This window comes from Streptomyces sp. NPDC048291 (genome assembly GCF_043201715.1).
In the GTDB taxonomy this organism is placed as follows: domain Bacteria; phylum Actinomycetota; class Actinomycetes; order Streptomycetales; family Streptomycetaceae; genus Streptomyces.
The window spans coordinates 160,736-176,791 of sequence record NZ_JBICZC010000013.1 but is presented as its reverse complement, the minus strand read 5'-3'; the positions used below and the strand labels follow the sequence as shown (position 1 = coordinate 176,791).

The 16,056-nt window shown below is 71.0% G+C and carries 11 protein-coding genes and 3 pseudogenes; 9 read left to right on the top strand and 5 right to left on the bottom strand.

Annotated features, from left to right (window positions below; all coding sequences use genetic code 11):
• Positions 1-53: 53 nt before the first annotated feature.
• The 3 genes and pseudogenes from ACGF5O_RS33410 to ACGF5O_RS33400 all read left to right on the top strand — a co-directional run.
• The gene (locus ACGF5O_RS33410; RefSeq protein ID WP_393813632.1) at positions 54-875 is read left to right on the top strand and encodes a helix-turn-helix domain-containing protein; all 822 of its coding nucleotides are present in this window, start codon (positions 54-56) and stop codon (positions 873-875) included.
• Positions 872-1,057 (top strand): DUF397 domain-containing protein, encoded by a 186-nt coding sequence (locus ACGF5O_RS33405; protein WP_393813631.1) that lies wholly within the window; start codon positions 872-874, stop codon positions 1,055-1,057. The genes ACGF5O_RS33410 and ACGF5O_RS33405 overlap by 4 nt, the downstream gene beginning before the upstream one ends.
• A gap of 147 nt (positions 1,058-1,204) precedes the next feature.
• Positions 1,205-1,321: pseudogene (locus ACGF5O_RS33400) on the top strand (MarR family transcriptional regulator); the annotation flags it as partial.
• On the opposite strand, the gene ACGF5O_RS33395 reads toward ACGF5O_RS33400, so the two are convergent.
• Positions 1,318-2,376 (bottom strand): FUSC family protein, encoded by a 1,059-nt coding sequence (locus tag ACGF5O_RS33395; protein WP_393813630.1) that lies wholly within the window; start codon positions 2,374-2,376, stop codon positions 1,318-1,320. The pseudogene ACGF5O_RS33400 and the gene ACGF5O_RS33395 sit on opposite strands and share 4 nt — an antisense overlap.
• A gap of 60 nt (positions 2,377-2,436) precedes the next feature.
• On the opposite strand from ACGF5O_RS33395, the gene ACGF5O_RS33390 reads away from it, so the two are divergent.
• Complete coding sequence (locus ACGF5O_RS33390; protein WP_393813629.1) at positions 2,437-2,859, top strand: MarR family winged helix-turn-helix transcriptional regulator; 423 nt, start codon at positions 2,437-2,439, stop codon at positions 2,857-2,859.
• A 10-nt stretch (positions 2,860-2,869) separates the two neighbouring features.
• Here the strand turns inward: ACGF5O_RS33390 and ACGF5O_RS33385 are convergent, their stop codons facing one another.
• Both ACGF5O_RS33385 and ACGF5O_RS33380 read right to left on the bottom strand, forming a co-directional pair.
• Complete coding sequence (locus ACGF5O_RS33385) at positions 2,870-4,243, bottom strand: hypothetical protein (protein ID WP_393813628.1); 1,374 nt, start codon at positions 4,241-4,243, stop codon at positions 2,870-2,872.
• A 42-nt stretch (positions 4,244-4,285) separates the two neighbouring features.
• Complete coding sequence (locus ACGF5O_RS33380; protein ID WP_393813627.1) at positions 4,286-7,297, bottom strand: glycoside hydrolase family 3 N-terminal domain-containing protein; 3,012 nt, start codon at positions 7,295-7,297, stop codon at positions 4,286-4,288.
• A gap of 127 nt (positions 7,298-7,424) precedes the next feature.
• Here ACGF5O_RS33380 and ACGF5O_RS33375 point away from each other — a divergent pair, with 127 nt between their 5' ends.
• The 3 genes and pseudogenes from ACGF5O_RS33375 (at position 7,425) to ACGF5O_RS33365 (ending at position 10,660) form a co-directional block, all read left to right on the top strand.
• Entirely contained in the window at positions 7,425-9,314 is a 1,890-nt protein-coding gene (locus ACGF5O_RS33375) for a ricin-type beta-trefoil lectin domain protein (RefSeq protein ID WP_393813626.1), read from the top strand.
• A 93-nt stretch (positions 9,315-9,407) separates the two neighbouring features.
• Positions 9,408-9,959: pseudogene (locus tag ACGF5O_RS33370) on the top strand (transposase); the annotation flags it as partial.
• Between the two features lie 47 nt (positions 9,960-10,006).
• Positions 10,007-10,660 carry a class I SAM-dependent methyltransferase gene (locus tag ACGF5O_RS33365; protein WP_393813625.1) on the top strand — a complete coding sequence of 218 codons (654 nt, stop codon included), beginning with the start codon at positions 10,007-10,009 and terminating at the stop codon, positions 10,658-10,660.
• 135 nt (positions 10,661-10,795) lie between these two features.
• Here the strand turns inward: ACGF5O_RS33365 and ACGF5O_RS33360 are convergent, their stop codons facing one another.
• Both ACGF5O_RS33360 and ACGF5O_RS33355 read right to left on the bottom strand, forming a co-directional pair.
• The gene (locus ACGF5O_RS33360) at positions 10,796-11,740 is read right to left on the bottom strand and encodes an alpha/beta fold hydrolase (RefSeq protein ID WP_393813624.1); all 945 of its coding nucleotides are present in this window, start codon (positions 11,738-11,740) and stop codon (positions 10,796-10,798) included.
• A gap of 260 nt (positions 11,741-12,000) precedes the next feature.
• Positions 12,001-13,484: pseudogene (locus ACGF5O_RS33355) on the bottom strand (cytosine permease).
• Positions 13,485-13,637: 153 nt separating this feature from the next.
• On the opposite strand from ACGF5O_RS33355, the gene ureA reads away from it, so the two are divergent.
• Positions 13,638-14,339, top strand: a complete 702-nt coding sequence (ureA, locus tag ACGF5O_RS33350; RefSeq protein WP_393813623.1) for an urease subunit gamma — start codon at positions 13,638-13,640, stop codon at positions 14,337-14,339.
• A complete protein-coding gene (locus ACGF5O_RS33345) occupies positions 14,336-16,048 on the top strand; it encodes an urease subunit alpha (RefSeq protein WP_393813622.1) in 1,713 nt (570 codons plus the stop codon). The genes ureA and ACGF5O_RS33345 overlap by 4 nt, the downstream gene beginning before the upstream one ends.
• The last annotated feature ends 8 nt before the right edge of the window (positions 16,049-16,056 follow it).

The following is a 16,056-nucleotide window of genomic DNA, read 5'->3' as shown; positions in this document are numbered from 1 at the left end:
CTTCTACGAGTCCACTACGAGCGGTTCGGGCGCCCAGGGGGAAAGGGACACGCATGCACGTGGCGAGGAAGCCCAAGAAGGTCGGTTCGTGGCACGCGGTCGGGGCGCTCGTCGCCCACTACCGGAAACAGGCGCGGCTCACGCAGGAGCAGTTCGCCGAACTCGCCAACCTGCACGTCGACACGGTGGGCTCTGTCGAGCAGGGACGGCTTGCCCTGCAACCGGACCGGGCGGAGCAGTTCGACGAACTGCTGGGCACCGGCGGGGCGTTGACCGTGCTGGTGGCGAAGATGCCGGTGCGGGAGCGGATCGTGCAGTTCGCGCAGGGGTTGGTCGACCATGAGCAGGAGGCGGTGAGTGTTCTCTCGTACCAGAGTCAAGTGGTTCCCGGGCTTCTTCAGACCAGGGACTACTGCCGTGCCGTGTTCGGCTATCGGTATCCGGCGATCGGCAGTGAGACCGCCGAGCAGTGGGTGAACGCCCGTATGGAACGCCAGTTGATCTGGCAGCGGGACCGGCCGCCCGTGGGCCATTTCGTCCTGGAGGAGAGTGTGCTGCGGCGGGAGGTCGGCGGCCCGGAGGTGATGCGGGAGCAGATCCGCAAGATCCTGGAGTACACCGAGCCGGTCCACATGAGCTTCCAGATCATGCCTGCGGCGCGGACGCCGCATGCCTGCCTCGACGGCCCCATGGTGCTCTTGGAGACACCGGAGTTCGAGCGTCTGGTCTACCTGGAGGTCCAGCGCGCCAGCTTCCTGGTCGCCGACGCCGACGAGGTCAGCGATTACCACCTGCAGTATGGAATGCTGCGGTCACAGGCCCTCTCTCCCGACGAGAGCGTGCGTCTCTTGAATGGATTGCTTGGAGAGTCATGAAGTCCGCTGCACTGACATGGTTCAAGTCCAGCTACAGCGGTAGCCAAGGCGGCGACTGCATAGAGGTAGCCACCCACCCGGCCGCCATCCACATCCGCGACTCCAAGACACCCGACGGCCCCGTACTCACCGTCTCCCCCGCCACCTGGAGCGAGTTCCTCGACCGTCTCACCCGCGGCTGAGCAGACCGGCTGGGTCCGCATCGCCCCGTAAGGGGTCTTGATCTCAAGCGAGGTCGAGTTCTTACCGTCGGTCTCTCCGAGAGGCCCTCGTCGACCGTACCCGCGCCGCACTCGCTGGGCTCGGTACCACCCAGCCTCAGTGGTGGCCAGGACGAACTGCGGGCGCAACGGCATGCCGGCATCTCCGACGAGGAGTACCTCGTCGCCCTCAAGGTGCTGCAACGCTTCGTCCGTGACACGGGCGGGCGGGCCTGGCACCACTAGCCCGCCGCCAGCGGCCGTGCCGCGCTCGCCGCAGGGCGCCCCGGTACCGGCAGCAGCCACCACGCGGACGCCACCGACAGGACCGCGCCCACCGCGATGCCCTCCAGACGGGTCGGCAGCAGGGACGCGGCGTCCTGGCCGAAGTAGCCGAGGAGGAGGGAGAGGGCGCAGGTCATGCCGGCGGCCCAGAAGGCGTAGTTGAGCGGGCGCAGCCAGAGGGCGACCGCGAGGGTCGTGAACACCAGCGCCACCGCCGCGTGACCGGTGACGTCGGCCGCCGCGACGCCCGCCGCCAGGAACGTGCCCAGGCAGGCGCCGGCCAGGCGCTCGATCCCCTTGCGCAGCACGTCGGTTCGGCCCCGGTTGCCGCTCGCCGCGACGTACGCGGTCAGTACGGCCCAGGGCCAGTGGTCGTCGAAGAGCAGGTGGCCCAGGGTGAAGGCGGCGGCGATCCCGGCGGCCATCTGGAGCGCCATGCGGGTGCTGGGGCGGGGGTGCAGGCGGGAGCGGCGCGCGGGTGCGGCGGGGGCCGGGTCGGGGCGCCAGGGGCCGAAGCGGTCGCCCAGGGCCTGCACCAGCCAGACCGAGCAGCACGCCATGACCCCGACCAGTGCCGACCAGCCCCAGGTCACCAGTCCGCTCTGTGCCTCCGCCGGGAGCGCGGAACCGGGGACGACGAGGAGGGCGACCAGCGGGAGGGCGATCAGTGTGCCCGCCTTGGTGGCGGCGGGGCCGTAGCGGCGGATCCAGATGGCCAGCGCCATTCCCGCCGTGTAGACGGCCGCGCCCGCCGTGTAGTGCGAGGCGATCAGCCGGGCGACGAAGATCGAGGCGGCGGCGGTCACGGGCAGCAGCACCAGTGTCGTCAGCCGGCGGCGGGTGTCGGCCGTGCGCTGGGTACCGGCGAGGGTCAGGGTGAGGGCGACCGCGAGGACGAGCACGTCGGTGTGCAGCCCGGCGGCCCCCTCCAGCACCAGCGCGGCTCCCCAGCAGAGCAGCACGGCCGCCATCGTCAGCCCGGCTTCGTACGCGTTGCGTATGAGTTTGAGAGTCACGGTGCGGAGGATACGGGTCTATTGCCCAACAGGTAGTAAGTTCGCGCGTAGGATCTCCTCATGGAGCACCTCGCCGAAGCCGCCCGTGTCCGTCGTGCCGTCCTGTTGTTCAACCGTCGGCTGCGGCAGGAGCGCCGGGACGGGAGCCTCAGCCCCAATCAGCTGTCGGTGCTCGGGCATCTGTACCGGCACGGCCCGTCCACGCCCGGCGAGGTCGCGGCGGCCGAGCGGCAGCGGCCGCAGTCGCTGACCCGGGTCTTCGCGGAGCTGGCGGCGGAGGGGCTGGTCGGGCGGGCGCCGGACCCGGCCGACCGGCGGCAGTCGGTGCTGCGTCTCACCGGGGACGGGCGGCGCGCGCTGGAGGCCGACATGGCGCAGCGGGACGCCTGGCTGGCCGAGGCGTTCGGGGCGTTGAGCGAGACCGAGCGCGGGGTGCTGTCGCTCGCCGCCTCCGTGCTGGAGCGGCTGGGGACCCTGGAGTAGCCCGCGCGGCTCAGAAACCGCCGCCGAAGTCCCCGCTGTCGCCGCCACCGCCGCCGAAGTCGCCGCCCCCGCCGAAGGATCCGAAGTCCCCGGGGTCGAAGTCCGCGCCGGAGACGTCGCCGCCCTGGTAGCCGGCGGTGTCGAGGCCGCCGAAGTCGCCGTACCCGGTGCCGTAGTCGGCCGCGTAGGCGGGGGCGGACATCCAGCCGCCCAGGGCGGTGCCGATGAGGAGGCCGGGGAGGATGCCGCCGCCGAAGTAGCCGCCCGCCCAGGGGCCGTACGCCGGGCCCGCGTCCCAGTAGGGGCGGCGGCCGTAGTCGGTGTCGACCTCGCGGACCGCCGGGTCGTGGCCGTCGGCGAGGCGGGTGGCGTCGGCCGCGCAGACCGGGACCTCGCGGGGCGCGCCGCCGGCCGGGGTCCAGGTGGCGTCGGTGACCGAGGGGCCGTGCCGGGGGTCGAAGAAGCAGGGCGGGCGGCGCTCCGGGAGCGGGCGGCCCGCGCGGCGGGCGGCCAGCTCGGCGAGTGCGAAACGGCCGTCCTCCAGTGCCTGGGTGACCACCCGGACGTCCTCCGGTCTGCGGGCGGCGGCCATCGCGGACTTCGCCTGCTCGTAGGCGTTCAGCGCACGCTCGTAGTCGGTGCGCATCGCGTCGTCGGCGCCGGGCTCGGACGGGTGGAAGTCGAGCCGGTCCAGCTCCTCGCCGAACGCGGTGATGTCCTCGTCGACGACCACCCGGAGCCGGTCCAGGGCGGCCCGCTGCTCCTCCTCGTGGCGCCGGCGGTTGCGGCGGACCAGCGCGTACGCGCCCGCCCCGCCGGCCACCACCACCGCTCCGAGCGCGATCAGCGCCGTACTGGAGACCCCCGAGCCGCCCGTGCTGCCGCCGCCCCAGCTCGCGGGGGCCTTGCCGCCCATGTTGGTCAGGGCCCGGTCGGTGAAGTCAGTCAGCTGGGCCTTGGCGCTCTCGCCCTGGACGCTGGTGACCAGGTTCTGGACGGCCGTCCGGGGCAGGACCGAGGAGTCGGCGCGGGCGTCGAAGCGGTCGCCGAGGCGGACGGCGTAGAGGCCGGTGACGCCGGTGGCGGTGCGCAGGTTGGTGAAGAGGTCCTTGGTGGGGTAGCCGGCCGGCAGGACGGCGACGAACAGGGGTTTGTCCGCGTCCTTGATCTGCCGGGCCAGCGCGTCGGCGTCGGCCGTGGAGAGCTGGGCGGCGGCGGCCGGGTCGACGTACACCGGGTTCTTGCGGAGGGCGTCGGCGACCGCCGAGACACCGGTCGCCGCGACCGCCCTCGGGGCGGGCGCGGTCAGGGCGACCAGCGCCAGCGCAAGCGCCAGGAACAGCAGCCCCGGGAGGCTTCGGGTGGTCCGTCGCACCGCGTTCATGCTACGAACCTACCCCGAAGCCTCCCGGGGAGCGCGGTCCTCCTACGCTGCCCGGTAGGCCTCCGTCAGCTTCTCCACCGCCGCCGCGTACCTGCCGGTCAGCAGCAGGTGGTCGGCGTCGGCGAAGGGCTTCGAGACGGCCGCGGTGACCGACTGCCCGATCTTCGCCTGGACCAGCAGCCGGGCCTTGCCGACCAGCTTGCGGCCCGCCGCGTCGGAGCCCGTCCGTTCGGCCGCCCTCGCCGCCGCGCCCAGCGCCTTCAGGGTGGCCTCGCCGCCCTTGGGAGCCTTGGCCAGCGTGGTCAGGCCCCAGCCGTAGGGGTACTGCGGGTCGTACGACGCGTCGCCCACGTTGATCGGCAGCTGCGCCTCGGACTTCGGCCAGGTGACCGGGAGCTGACCGGTGAAGGCCTTCTTCCCGTAGAGCACGTCGGCCACGCCGTCGCCCTCGGTGCCCGGCAGCCAGGAGGCCACCAGGGCGTCGATCTCGCCGAGCCGGTCGCCGATCAGCTGCGGGCGCCCGGAGACCACCAGCACCGCGCACTTCATGGCCGCGCACACCTTGTCCACGGCGGCCTGGTCGGCCGGGGTCAGCGTGAGGTCGTTGCCGTTGCCGACGTCTCCGACGCCCTCGGCGTAGGGGGTCTCGCCGACCACGACCACGCCCACGTCGTAGCCGGAGGTCGGCGCCGAGGCGTCCTTGGAGTAGGTGACGTCTCCCCCGGCGTTCTTCATGCCCTGGAGGATGGTGGTGCCGGTGGTGTGGGTGCCGGACTGGCCCTGCCAGGTGATGGTCCAGCCGCCGGTCTGGTTGCCGAGGTCGTCGGCGTTGGACCCGGCGACGTAGACCTTCTCCGACTTCTTCAGGGGCAGGACCCCGTCGGAGTTCTTCAGCAGCACCTGCGACTCGGCCGCCGCCTGCCGGGCGACGGCCCGGTGCCCGGTGGAGCCGATCTTGGAGGCGTTGCCCGTGTCGGCGTAGGGGTGTTCGAAGAGGCCGAGCCTGAACTTCTGGGTGAGGATGCGGGACACCGCGTCGTCGATGCGCCGCTCGCTGACGCCGCCCGCGTTCACCTGGTCGGTCAGGGTCTTCGTGAAGTCCTGGTAGCTGTACGGCACCATCATCATGTCGACGCCCGCGTTGACGGCCGTGCTGACGTGGGACGCGTAGTCGCCCGGGAGCTGGTCGATGGCGTTCCAGTCGCTGATCACGAAGCCCTGGAAGCCCATCCGGCCCTTGAGCACCCCGTTGATCATGTCGGCGCGGGCGTGCATCCTCACCGGGCCCTGGCCGTCGCCGACGATGTCCAGCGAGGAGTACGACGGCATGACGGTGCCGACGCCCCGGTCCACGGCGGTCTGGTACGGCGCGAGGTGGATCGCCTCCAGCTGCTGCCGGGTGACCGTGGTGACGCCCTGGTCGATGGTGTAGGTGCCGGTCGTGGACGAGCCGTAGGCGGTGCCGCCGTCGCCGACGAAGTGCTTGGCGGTGGCGAGGACCTTGTCGTCGTCCTTCAGGTCCCGTCCGTCGGCGCGGCCCTGGAGGCCCTGGATGACGGTCTCCATGGACTTCACCAGTGCCGGGTCCTCGCCGAAGGACTCGTAGGACCGGCCCCAGCGTTCGTCACGGGTGACGCAGAGGCAGGGGGCGAAGTCCCAGGAGACGCCGGTGGCACGGACCTCGGAGGCGGTCACCGCACCGGCCTGCTCGGCGAGAGCGGGGTCCCGGGTGGCTCCGATGCCGATGTTGTGCGGCAGGATCGTGGCGCCGGCCAGGTTGTTGTGGCCGTGGACGGCGTCGGCGCCGTAGATCAGCGGGATCTGGAACCGGGTCGCCTGGGCCCGGAGCTGGAAGTCGTCGATCATCCGCGCCCAGGCCGCGGCCGTGTTGGGCGTGGGGGTGGAGCCGCCGCCGGAGAGCAGCGAGCCGAGGTCGTACGCGGTGACGTCGCCGCCGGTGCCCACGGCGCCGCGTTCGGCCTGGGTCATCTGGCCGACCTTCTCCGCCAGGGACATCCGGGAGAGCAGATCGGCGACCCGCTTCTTCACGGGCAACTTGCTGTCCAGGTACGGCAGTCCGTGCGCGTCGATGACGACCTGCGGGGTCTCCGCGGGGGCCTTGGCGCCGGTGACCGTGAGCTTCAGCGGGACGGTCTCGGCCGATTCGGCGGACCGGTCCTTCAGTGTCGGCACCTTGATGGTCCGCGTGGCCCCGGAGGCCGTGCCCGCGGGGAAGGTGACGGTGCCCGAGACCGCCTGGTAGTCCTGGCCGGCCTCGGCGGTGCCGCCCGTCGTCTCGTAGGCGACGGTGACCGGGTCGTCGATCGGGGCGGAGCCGGTGGTGGCGACGGTGACCTTCACGCTCGCCGTGGAGCCCTCCTTGACCGGGTAGACGGCCGCGTCGGTGGTGACCGAAGCGCGCAGTGCCTGGTCGGCCTTGCCGTACAACTCCACGTCGTCCATGGCGAACCGGCCCTGGATCCCGACGGGGAGGGTGACCGCGTACCCCCACATCCGGGTCAGGCCGAGGACGTGGTCGATGCCGCCGACCGGCTGGTAGTCGGTTCGGTAGACGAAGTCGGCGAACGGGATCTCGATCTGCTTCCAGCCGGTGAAGTCGTCGGTGAAGGACGTCGTCCACAGCTCGGAGGCCTCGCCGTTGGCGCCGCCGTCCTTGATCTCGAAGGCGATCTTCCTGCCGTTGTCCTGGCCGTCCCACCAGAAGCGGATGCCCTTGTGCGCGGACCAGTCGTGGGCCGGCTCGGTGGCGGCGAAGTCGTGGGTGAAGCCGCCGTAGCCGCTGATGTCGTAGGTCCCGGCGAGGACCTTGGCGCCCTCGGGGGCGTCGGCGCGGTCGGCGAACTGCAGGGCGGGCGGGTCGTCGCTGTCGCTTCCCCAGGTGAAGATGCCGTCGGCGGGCTGGGAGGCGAAGGGGACCTCGCCCTCGAAGCGGTCGACGGGGGTGGGGGCCGGGTCGTCGGCGGCGCTGGCGGCGGACAGGGGGATCAGGGCTGCGAGTAGGGCGGTGGAGACGAGCAGGGCGGCTCTTGGCATGGACCTTCCCTCGACTCTCTGGTTCACTCGGGGCTCTCACAGTTCACTCATGGCTTAGATCACGACGTGAGTTAACTAACGGCTCGCACCCCCGTCAAGACGTCCCGTCAGGAAGGGCGATGTGCCCATGAGAAGCACCCCCCACGTGCCGACGAGAAGAGCACCCCGCACCCTCCGGCTGCTGCTGGCCGGGCTGCTCACCGCGGCCGGCTTCAGCGCCGTCGTACCGCCGGCGCACGCGGCCGGCGAGCAGGTCACCGCGTACCTCACCACCACCGACGACTCCGCCGGACGCCATGTCACCCGCGGACTCCAGGCGCAGACGCCGTTCGCCTTCTCCTCCGGGACCGGCGGCAGCGGCACCAACATCACCGTCGACGAGAACACCCGCTACCAGACCTTCACCGGCGGCGGCGCGTCCTTCACCGACACCGCGGCCTGGCTGATGAACAGCAGCGGGGCGCTGTCCCAGGCCACCCGGGACGCCACCATGCAGAAGCTGTTCTCGCCGACGAACGGCATCGGTCTGTCGTTCCTGCGCAATCCGATGGGCGCCTCGGACCTGGCGCGGTACGGGTACACGTACGACGACGTACCCGCCGGACAGACCGACCCGAACCTCAACAGCTTCTCCATCTCGCACGACCTCGCGGACGTCGTCCCGCTCACCAGGCAGGCGCTCCAGCTGAACCCCTCTCTGACTGTCATGTCCTCGCCATGGACGGCGCCGGCCTGGATGAAGGACAGCGGCTCGCTCAACGGGGGCTGGCTCAAGTCGGAGGACTACGCCGCCTACGCCGCGTACTTCGTGAAGTACCTCCAGGCGTACCGTGCGCAGGGCGTCAACGTCTCCTACGTGACCCCGCAGAACGAGCCCACCTGCTGTTCCGGCTACCCGTCGATGAGCTGGAACGCGTCCGGGCTGCAGTACTTCCTCAAGAACGACCTGCTGCCGCAGCTCCAGTCGGCCGGCCTGTCCACCAAGGTCCTCGCGCACGACTGGAACTGGGACGTGTACGACTCGTACGCTTCCGCACTCGTCAACGACTCGACGATCCGCAACCACCCCAACTTCGGCGGGATCGCCTGGCACGGCTACGGCGGTGACGTCTCCGAGCAGACCACCGTGCACAACCAGTACCCCACGCTGGACGCCTTCGGCACCGAGCACTCCGGCGGCACCTGGGTCGCCAACCAGCAGAAGGAGGACATGTCCAACATCATCGACTACACCCGCAACTGGGCGAAGTCGGTGACCAAGTGGTCGCTGGCCGTGGACCAGAACATGGGCCCGCACAACGGCGGCTGCGGCACCTGCACCGGCCTGGTCACCGTGCACAACGGGGACGGCGCGAGCGGGACGGTCGACTACACCGTCGAGTACTACGACATGGGCCACCTGACCAAGTTCGTACGGCCCGGCGCGCAGCGGATCGCCTCCACCGCGTCCACCACCGTGCCGAACGTGGCCTGGCGCAACCCCGACGGCTCGAAGGCGCTCATCGCCTACAACGACTCGTCCAGCGCGCAGACGGTGACCGTCAACTGGGGCTCCCAGCACGCCACCTACTCGCTCCCCGGCAAGACCTCGGCGACCTTCACCTGGTCCGGCACCCAGTCGGGCGGCGGCAGCCAGACCGGGGCCTTCGTGGGGCTCGCGAGCAAGTGCCTGGACGTGGCGGGCGGTTCGACCGCGAACGGCACGGCCGTCCAGCTCTACGACTGCAACGGCTCCACCGCCCAGCAGTGGACCGTGCAGTCCGACGGCTCGGTCCGGGCGCTCGGCAAGTGCCTCGACGTGACGTCGGCGTCGACGGCGGACGGCGCGAAGGTGCAGCTCTACGACTGCAACGGCACCGGGGCGCAGCAGTGGTCGTACAACTCGTCCACGGGCGACGTGGTGAACACGGCGGCCAACAAGTGCCTGGACGTCACGGACAACTCGTCGGCGAACGGGGCACGGGCGCAGATCTGGTCCTGCACCGGGGCCGCCAACCAGAAGTGGCACCTGCAGTAGACGAACCCCATCGGCCCTGGTGTCCCCTCGCGTCGCAAGGACGGATACCAGGGCTCTTCTGCGTTACGAGGTGCCGCTGAACACCAACAGGTCGACTACGTGTACATGTGGGCCGACGGCATCCACCTCAACGTCCGCCTGGAGGAGGCCAAAGCCTGCGTCCTGGTGCTCATCGGGGTTCGCGCCGATGGCTCCAAGGAGCTGGTGGCGCTCAAGGACGGCTACCGCGAGTCCGGTGAGTCCTGGGCCGAGGTGTTTCCCGACACCCGCGAGCAAAGGTGCTGGGTTCACCAAACCGCCAATGTCCTCGACGCCATGCCGGAGTCCGCACAGCCCGGCGCGAAGAAGGCGATCCAGGACATCTACAACGCCGAGGACCGCGCCCACGCCATCAAGGCGGTCACGATGTTCGCCCAGCTCTACGGCGCGAAGTTCCCCAATGCGGTCAAGAAGATCACCGGCGGTCAGGAGGAGTTGCCGGCGTTCTTCGACTTCCCGGCCGAGCACTGGATCCACCTGCGGACCACGAATCCGATCGAGTCCACGTTCTCCACCGTCCGGCTGCGGACCAAGGTCACCCGCGGGGCCGGCTCCCGCACCACCGCCCTGGCCATGGTCTTCAAGCTCGTCGAACGCCCAACCGCCGTGGCAGCATGACCGGCTTCCGGCAAGCGTCCAGGGAGGTATCCACCTTGTCCGACCTCGACAGCCAGGTTCCCTACTGGGATGCCGCTGCGGCCACGAAGACGTTCACTCACCCGCTGCACCTCCCCTGGCTCGACGGGATCAGCACGCATGCCGCGATCCTCGACTACGGATGCGGCTACGGCCGCATCATGAAGGAGCTCGAACAGCGCGGCTTCGGCAACCTCACGGGCGTCGATGCCTCACCGGGAATGATCAGCCGGGCACGCCACCTGCACCCCACCATGCGCTTCGCCGCCCTGGACGCACCGCCCACCTCACCCTGTCCAGCCGCGGGCTTCGACGCCGTTCTGCTCTTCGCCGTGCTGACCTGCGTCCCCGGCGACGAAGCCCAGCACCGGTTGATCGCCGAGGTGAACCGCATCCTCAAGCCCGGCGGAATCCTCTACGTCAGCGATCTTCTGCTGCAGGACGACGAACGCAACCGCAACCGATACGTCCGCCATGCCGATCACTACGGCAGCTACGGCGTGTTCGAAACCGGCGACGGTGCGGTCTGTCGCCACCACCCTCGCGAGTGGTTCTCCACCCTGCTCACCGGGTTCCGGACCATCGACACCCGGACCATCACAGTGCCCACCGTGAACGGTCACGAGTCAACCGGGATCCAGATCCTCGCCCGCAAGCCCGCATCGCCATGAACGCGGCTCAGAGGGCGTCAAGTCCGCTTCTGACAGCGGCCGCGTCCGGGTTGATCGAGGGCTCGTCGGTGGGCAGGCCGAGGTGCTCGTGCAGATCGTGGACGCGGAACACCACTCAGGGGAGGGGCGTGAGGATCAGGACCGGCCGGAGACCCGCGAGGTGACGTGCTGTACGGCCCGGTCGACGAGGTCGGGTTGGGCGACGTAGATGTAGTGGTCGCTCTTGGTGGCGACGCTCAGCCTGCTGTTGGTGGAGAGGGCGAGCCAGGCGCGCTCGCCGTCGGCCCAGGCGCGTTCCAGGGCCGGTCCGTAGGTGGGGATGGACTGCGCCAGGTACGGCACCCCGTGCCGGATGACCTCCACCGGGATGTCACCGGCCGAGCGCACCCTTCCGTCGGCGAAGGAGAGCATCTCCGGGTTCTGTCCCTGGCTGACCGCGAGATACCCGTCGCGTGCCTCGGCACCGGGGCCGGTCGCGGACGCAGGGACGATGCGGGTGAGGTCGGCGGCCATGGTCGACGGGGTGGCGTCGAGCAGGACCAGGCCCTTGACACGGTCCTGGTGTTCGGGAGCGTAGCGGGCGGCGATCAGCCCGCCCAGGGAGTGCCCGACCAGGACGACAGGCTGGTGGCCGGCTGCCCTGTCGAGCACGGCGGTCAGCACCTTTCCGGTGCTGTCGATGGTCTGCGGGCCGGCCGGTGCGTCGCTCCCGCCCTCGCCGAGCCGGTCATAGGAGCAGACCCGGCCCTTCGAGCTGAGCGTCTTCTGTATGCCGCTCAGGCTGTCCAGACCGTCACCCAAGCCGGCCATCAGTACGACGACCGGCCGATGCGGTGCCGGCCTGCCCGTGCACGACACGTTCACCGACCGGTCGCCGACCTTGATCTTCCCGGTACCGGTGAACAGGCTGCCGCTGCGCTTCGCGACCGTGGCCGCGGCGGCCAGTTCCGGGCTGCCCAGGCGGCTCTGCTGCACCACGGCCGCGGCAGAGGACGCCTGGGGAAGGCCGGTGAGAGCGGCCCCCGTCACGGCGCAGAGCAGGGCGGTCGTGGCGGTGGCGATCCTTGTCGTGCGGAACACGGGGCTCTCCGGAAGTTCGGGGTCACGGTATCGGATGCCAGCAGCCGCACCGCACTTGAGGCGAGGCGTTTCTGGCGATGCGTCAGAGACTAGGTTCGACGCCCAGGGCCGCGCCAACAGGCTGACTCCACTCCTCCCCCGGGGGGAAGCCCCACCCTCCAACAGGGCTGTGACACGACCTACTTGGCATCCTTGGTTGTTCGCGTGCGGCGTGCTCACGGCACGACCCCCAGCCCCCCTTGGCTTGAACGGCCTCCTCCTCAGACGCCCGACGGGCTGAGCCGTGGCCGGGCGTCGTCGTCGGACATCGGGTGGGCCGTGTCTGCCCGATTCCGGGTGAGAAGCAGATACACCAGCCCACCGACCGTCCCCGAGAGCAGGAAGCTGCAGTCCACCCCGCCTGTCAGGGACAGCAGTGGGCCCTCGTACGTCGGGAGGGAGACCGCAAGGAGGCCTACGCCTGCGCCGAGGGCCCAGGAGATGGTGGCCCGGATGTTCCAGCCGGCGCGGTACCAGTAGATGCCGCCCCGTGAGCGGCGGTTGAAGACCTGGAGGGCGTCCGCGTCGTAGACGCCCCGGCAGCGGGCGAAGCCGATGAGGGTGATGACCGCCCACGGGGTGCCGACGGCGGTGAGGAGGAGGACGAAGGAGGTCATCGCGGACTGGGCGTTCCAGGCGTAGTGGCCGGCGAAGACGCAGGCCGTGGCGACGATCGCGACCGTGTAGGTGGCGCGGGCGCGGGACGCGCGGGGGAGGATCGCGTCCAGGTCGAGGCCCATGGAGTAGAGCATGAGGCCCGCGTTGCCGACCGAGCCGGCCGAGGCGGAGAGCAGGAGCGGGACCAGGTACCAGGCGGGGGAGGCCGAGACCAGCGGGCCCGCGTAGTCCGCCGCCGCCCGCGCCGCGTACGCGGTGAACGTGCCGAAGAGCTGCGGGACCAGCAGGCCCAGGATCAGGCCGAGCCAGGTCGCGTGCAGGACCCGGCGGGAGGTGTGGCGGGCCGGGGAGATGTAGCGGGTGTAGTCGCCGAGGAGGGTGATGAAGGCGACCGGGCCGGAGAGGCCGGCCGCCACCGCCGCCAGGCACCACGTCGGCCAGAAGCCGCCCAGGAGGTAGCCGCCGGCCTCCGGGAGCGCGGAGGTCGTGAAGTGCGGGGCGTAGGCGAGGATCCCGAGGACCAGCAGGGCCGTCATGCCGATGGCGAGGACCTTGGACATGGCGAGCAGCACCCGGTAGCCGTAGACCGCGCCCGCCACCGTCGCCGCCGCGAGCACCGTGTAGACGACGGCGTACGCCACCCCGTCCGCCGGGAGACCGAACAGCCGGCCGAGCACGCCCACCATCACGTCGCCGCCGATCCACACGGTCAGCCCGGTGTAGCCGAGGGCCAGCAGCAGGCCCACCACCGAGCCGACCAGCCGCCCCCGCACCCCGAACTGGGCGCCCGAGGAGGTGGAGAGGTTGGTCGCGGTGCGGAGGGAGACCAGGGCCAGCGGGGCCGTGAAGACCGTGCCGACCAGCGTGCCCGCCACGATCGCGCTCACCGACGCCCACCAGCCGAGCCCGAAGGACGGCGGCAGCCAGCCGAAGATGATCACGCCGAGGCAGAGGTTGGAGCCGAGCAGGATCGAGACCAGGTCCTTCGGCCCGCTGGTGCTCCCCCACGCTCTCAACTGCGTTCGAGCGCGGGAGGTACCCCCATCCCGTCCGGGATCGTGTCGACTCCGCGCTGTTCTATCGGCATGGCTGGTCCCCTTCGACGGCCGCGCAAAAGTTAGAGCGACGTTCAATGTGGGTGAGCTGCGGGTCGATGTCAATGGTTCCCTTCTCGTAATCCGGCATTTAGAGTGTTGTTCTAAGTCGAGTCAGGTATGACGAAGCGAAGGAGGTGCCGGGCGTGCGGCTGACCCCCACGGAACGTGACCGGCTGCTGCTCTTCGGAGCCGCGGAGCTGGCCCGGGCCCGCCGCGCACGGGGCCTCAGGCTCAACGTGCCGGAGGCCACCGCGCTGATCGCGGACACCGTCTGCGAGGCCGCCAGGGACGGCCGGCGGCTCGCCGAGGCGATCGAGGCGGCCCGCTCCGTCCTCGGCCCGGCCGACGTGCTGCCCGGCGTCGCCGACATCGTCACCGAGGTGCACGTCGAGGCCGTCTTCGACGACGGGTCGCGGCTCGCGGTCGTCACCGACCCGATCGGCGGCGGGGGGCTGGGAGAGGAGGGTCCGGGCGCGCTGCTGCCGGGGCCCGAGCACGCCGATCCGGAGGCGGTCGTACGGCTGACCGTCACCAACACCGCGGCCGTCCCCGTCTCCGTCACCTCGCACTTCCACTTCTTCGAGGCCAACCCGCGCCTCGACTTCGACCGCGCCGCCGCCTACGGCCTGCGGCTCGCCGTGCCCGCCGGGTCGTCCCTGCGGTTCGGGCCGGGAGAGTCGCTGGAGGTCGGCCTCGTGCCGATCGGCGGCGGCCGGGTCGCCATCGGCTTCGCCGGACTCGTCGACGGGCCGCTGGACGCGCCCGGCGCCCGCGAGGAGGCCCTGCGCCGCGCCGCCGCCTGCGGATACCTGGGTGTACGAGAGGCAGAGGAGGCCGATCGATGAGCCGTCCCGGAGGACACCCCGCCGAGGCCCGCCGCCTCACCCCGCACGAGTACGCGGCCACCCACGGCCCCCGCGCCGGCGACCGCGTCCGCCTCGGGGACTCGGGGCTCGTGATCCGTGTCGAGGCGGACTCCCAGCGCTACGGCGACGAGTTCCTGGCCGGTTTCGGCAAGACGGCCAGGGACGGGCTGCACCTCAAGGCCGCCGCCGTCCGCGAGACCTGCGACGTCGTGATCAGCAACGTCGTCGTCATCGACGCCGTGCTGGGGATCCGGAAGGTGTCCATCGGCATCCGCGAGGGGCGGATCTGCTCGATCGGGCGGGCCGGGAACCCGGACACCCTCGACGGGGTGGACGTCGTGGTCGGCACCGGCACGTCCATCGTGTCCGGGGAGGGGCTGATCGCCACCGCCGGGGCCGTCGACACGCACGTGCACCTGCTGTCGCCGCGCATCATGGAGGCCTCGCTGGCCTCCGGCGTCACCACGATCATCGGGCAGGAGTTCGGGCCGGTGTGGGGCGTCGGCGTCAACTCGCCCTGGGCGCTGAAGCACGCGTTCAACGCCTTCGACGCCTGGCCGGTCAACATCGGCTTCCTCGGCCGGGGCTCGTCCTCGCACGCGGCCCCGCTGGTCGAGGCCCTCGCCGAGGGCGGCGCCTCGGGCTTCAAGGTGCACGAGGACATGGGCGCCCACACCCGGGCGCTGGACACGGCCCTGCGGGTCGCCGAGGAACACGACGTCCAGGTCGCCCTGCACAGCGACGGGCTGAACGAGTGCCTCTCGGTGGAGGACACCGTGCGGGTGCTCGAAGGCCGCACCATCCACGCCTTCCACATCGAGGGCTGCGGTGGCGGCCATGTGCCCAACGTCCTGAAGATGGCCGGTGTCCCCAACGTCATCGGCTCCTCCACCAACCCCACCCTGCCCTTCGGCCGGGACGCGGTCGCCGAGCACTACGGGATGATCGTCTCCGTCCACGACCTGAAGACGGACCTGCCCGGCGACGCCGCCATGGCCCGCGACCGGATCCGCGCCGGGACCATGGGCGCCGAGGACGTCCTGCACGACCTGGGCGCGATCGGCATCACCTCGTCCGACGCACAGGGCATGGGCCGGGCCGGCGAGACCGTCCGCCGTACCTTCGCCATGGCCGGGAAGATGAAGGCCGAGCTCGGCGCCCCGGACGACGGCCACGACAACGAGCGCGTGCTGCGCTACATGGCCAAGCTGACCATCAACCCGGCCATCGCGCACGGCCTCTCGCACGAGGTCGGCTCGATCGAGGTCGGCAAGCTCGCCGACATCGTGCTGTGGAGCCCGGAGTACTTCGGCGCGAAGCCGCAGCTGGTGCTGAAGGCCGGCTTCCCGGCGTTCGGCGTCACCGGCGACCCCAACGCGGCCACCGACACCTGCGAACCCCTCGTCCTTGGCCCCCAGTTCGGGGCGCACGGCGCCACCCCCGCCGACATCTCCGTCGCGTTCGTGGCCCGGGCCGCCCTGGACCAGGGCCACGACACCATGCCCACCCGGCGCCGCCGGGTCGCCGTCCGCGGCACCCGCGGCATCGGCCCGGCCGACCTGCGGCGCAACTCCCGTACCGGAGCGGTCGACGTCGACCAGCGCACCGGCCTGGTCACCCTCGACGGCGAACCGCTGCGTTCCGAACCGGCCGACTCCGTCTCCCTCAACCGCCTGTACTTCCTGTAAGGATCGCC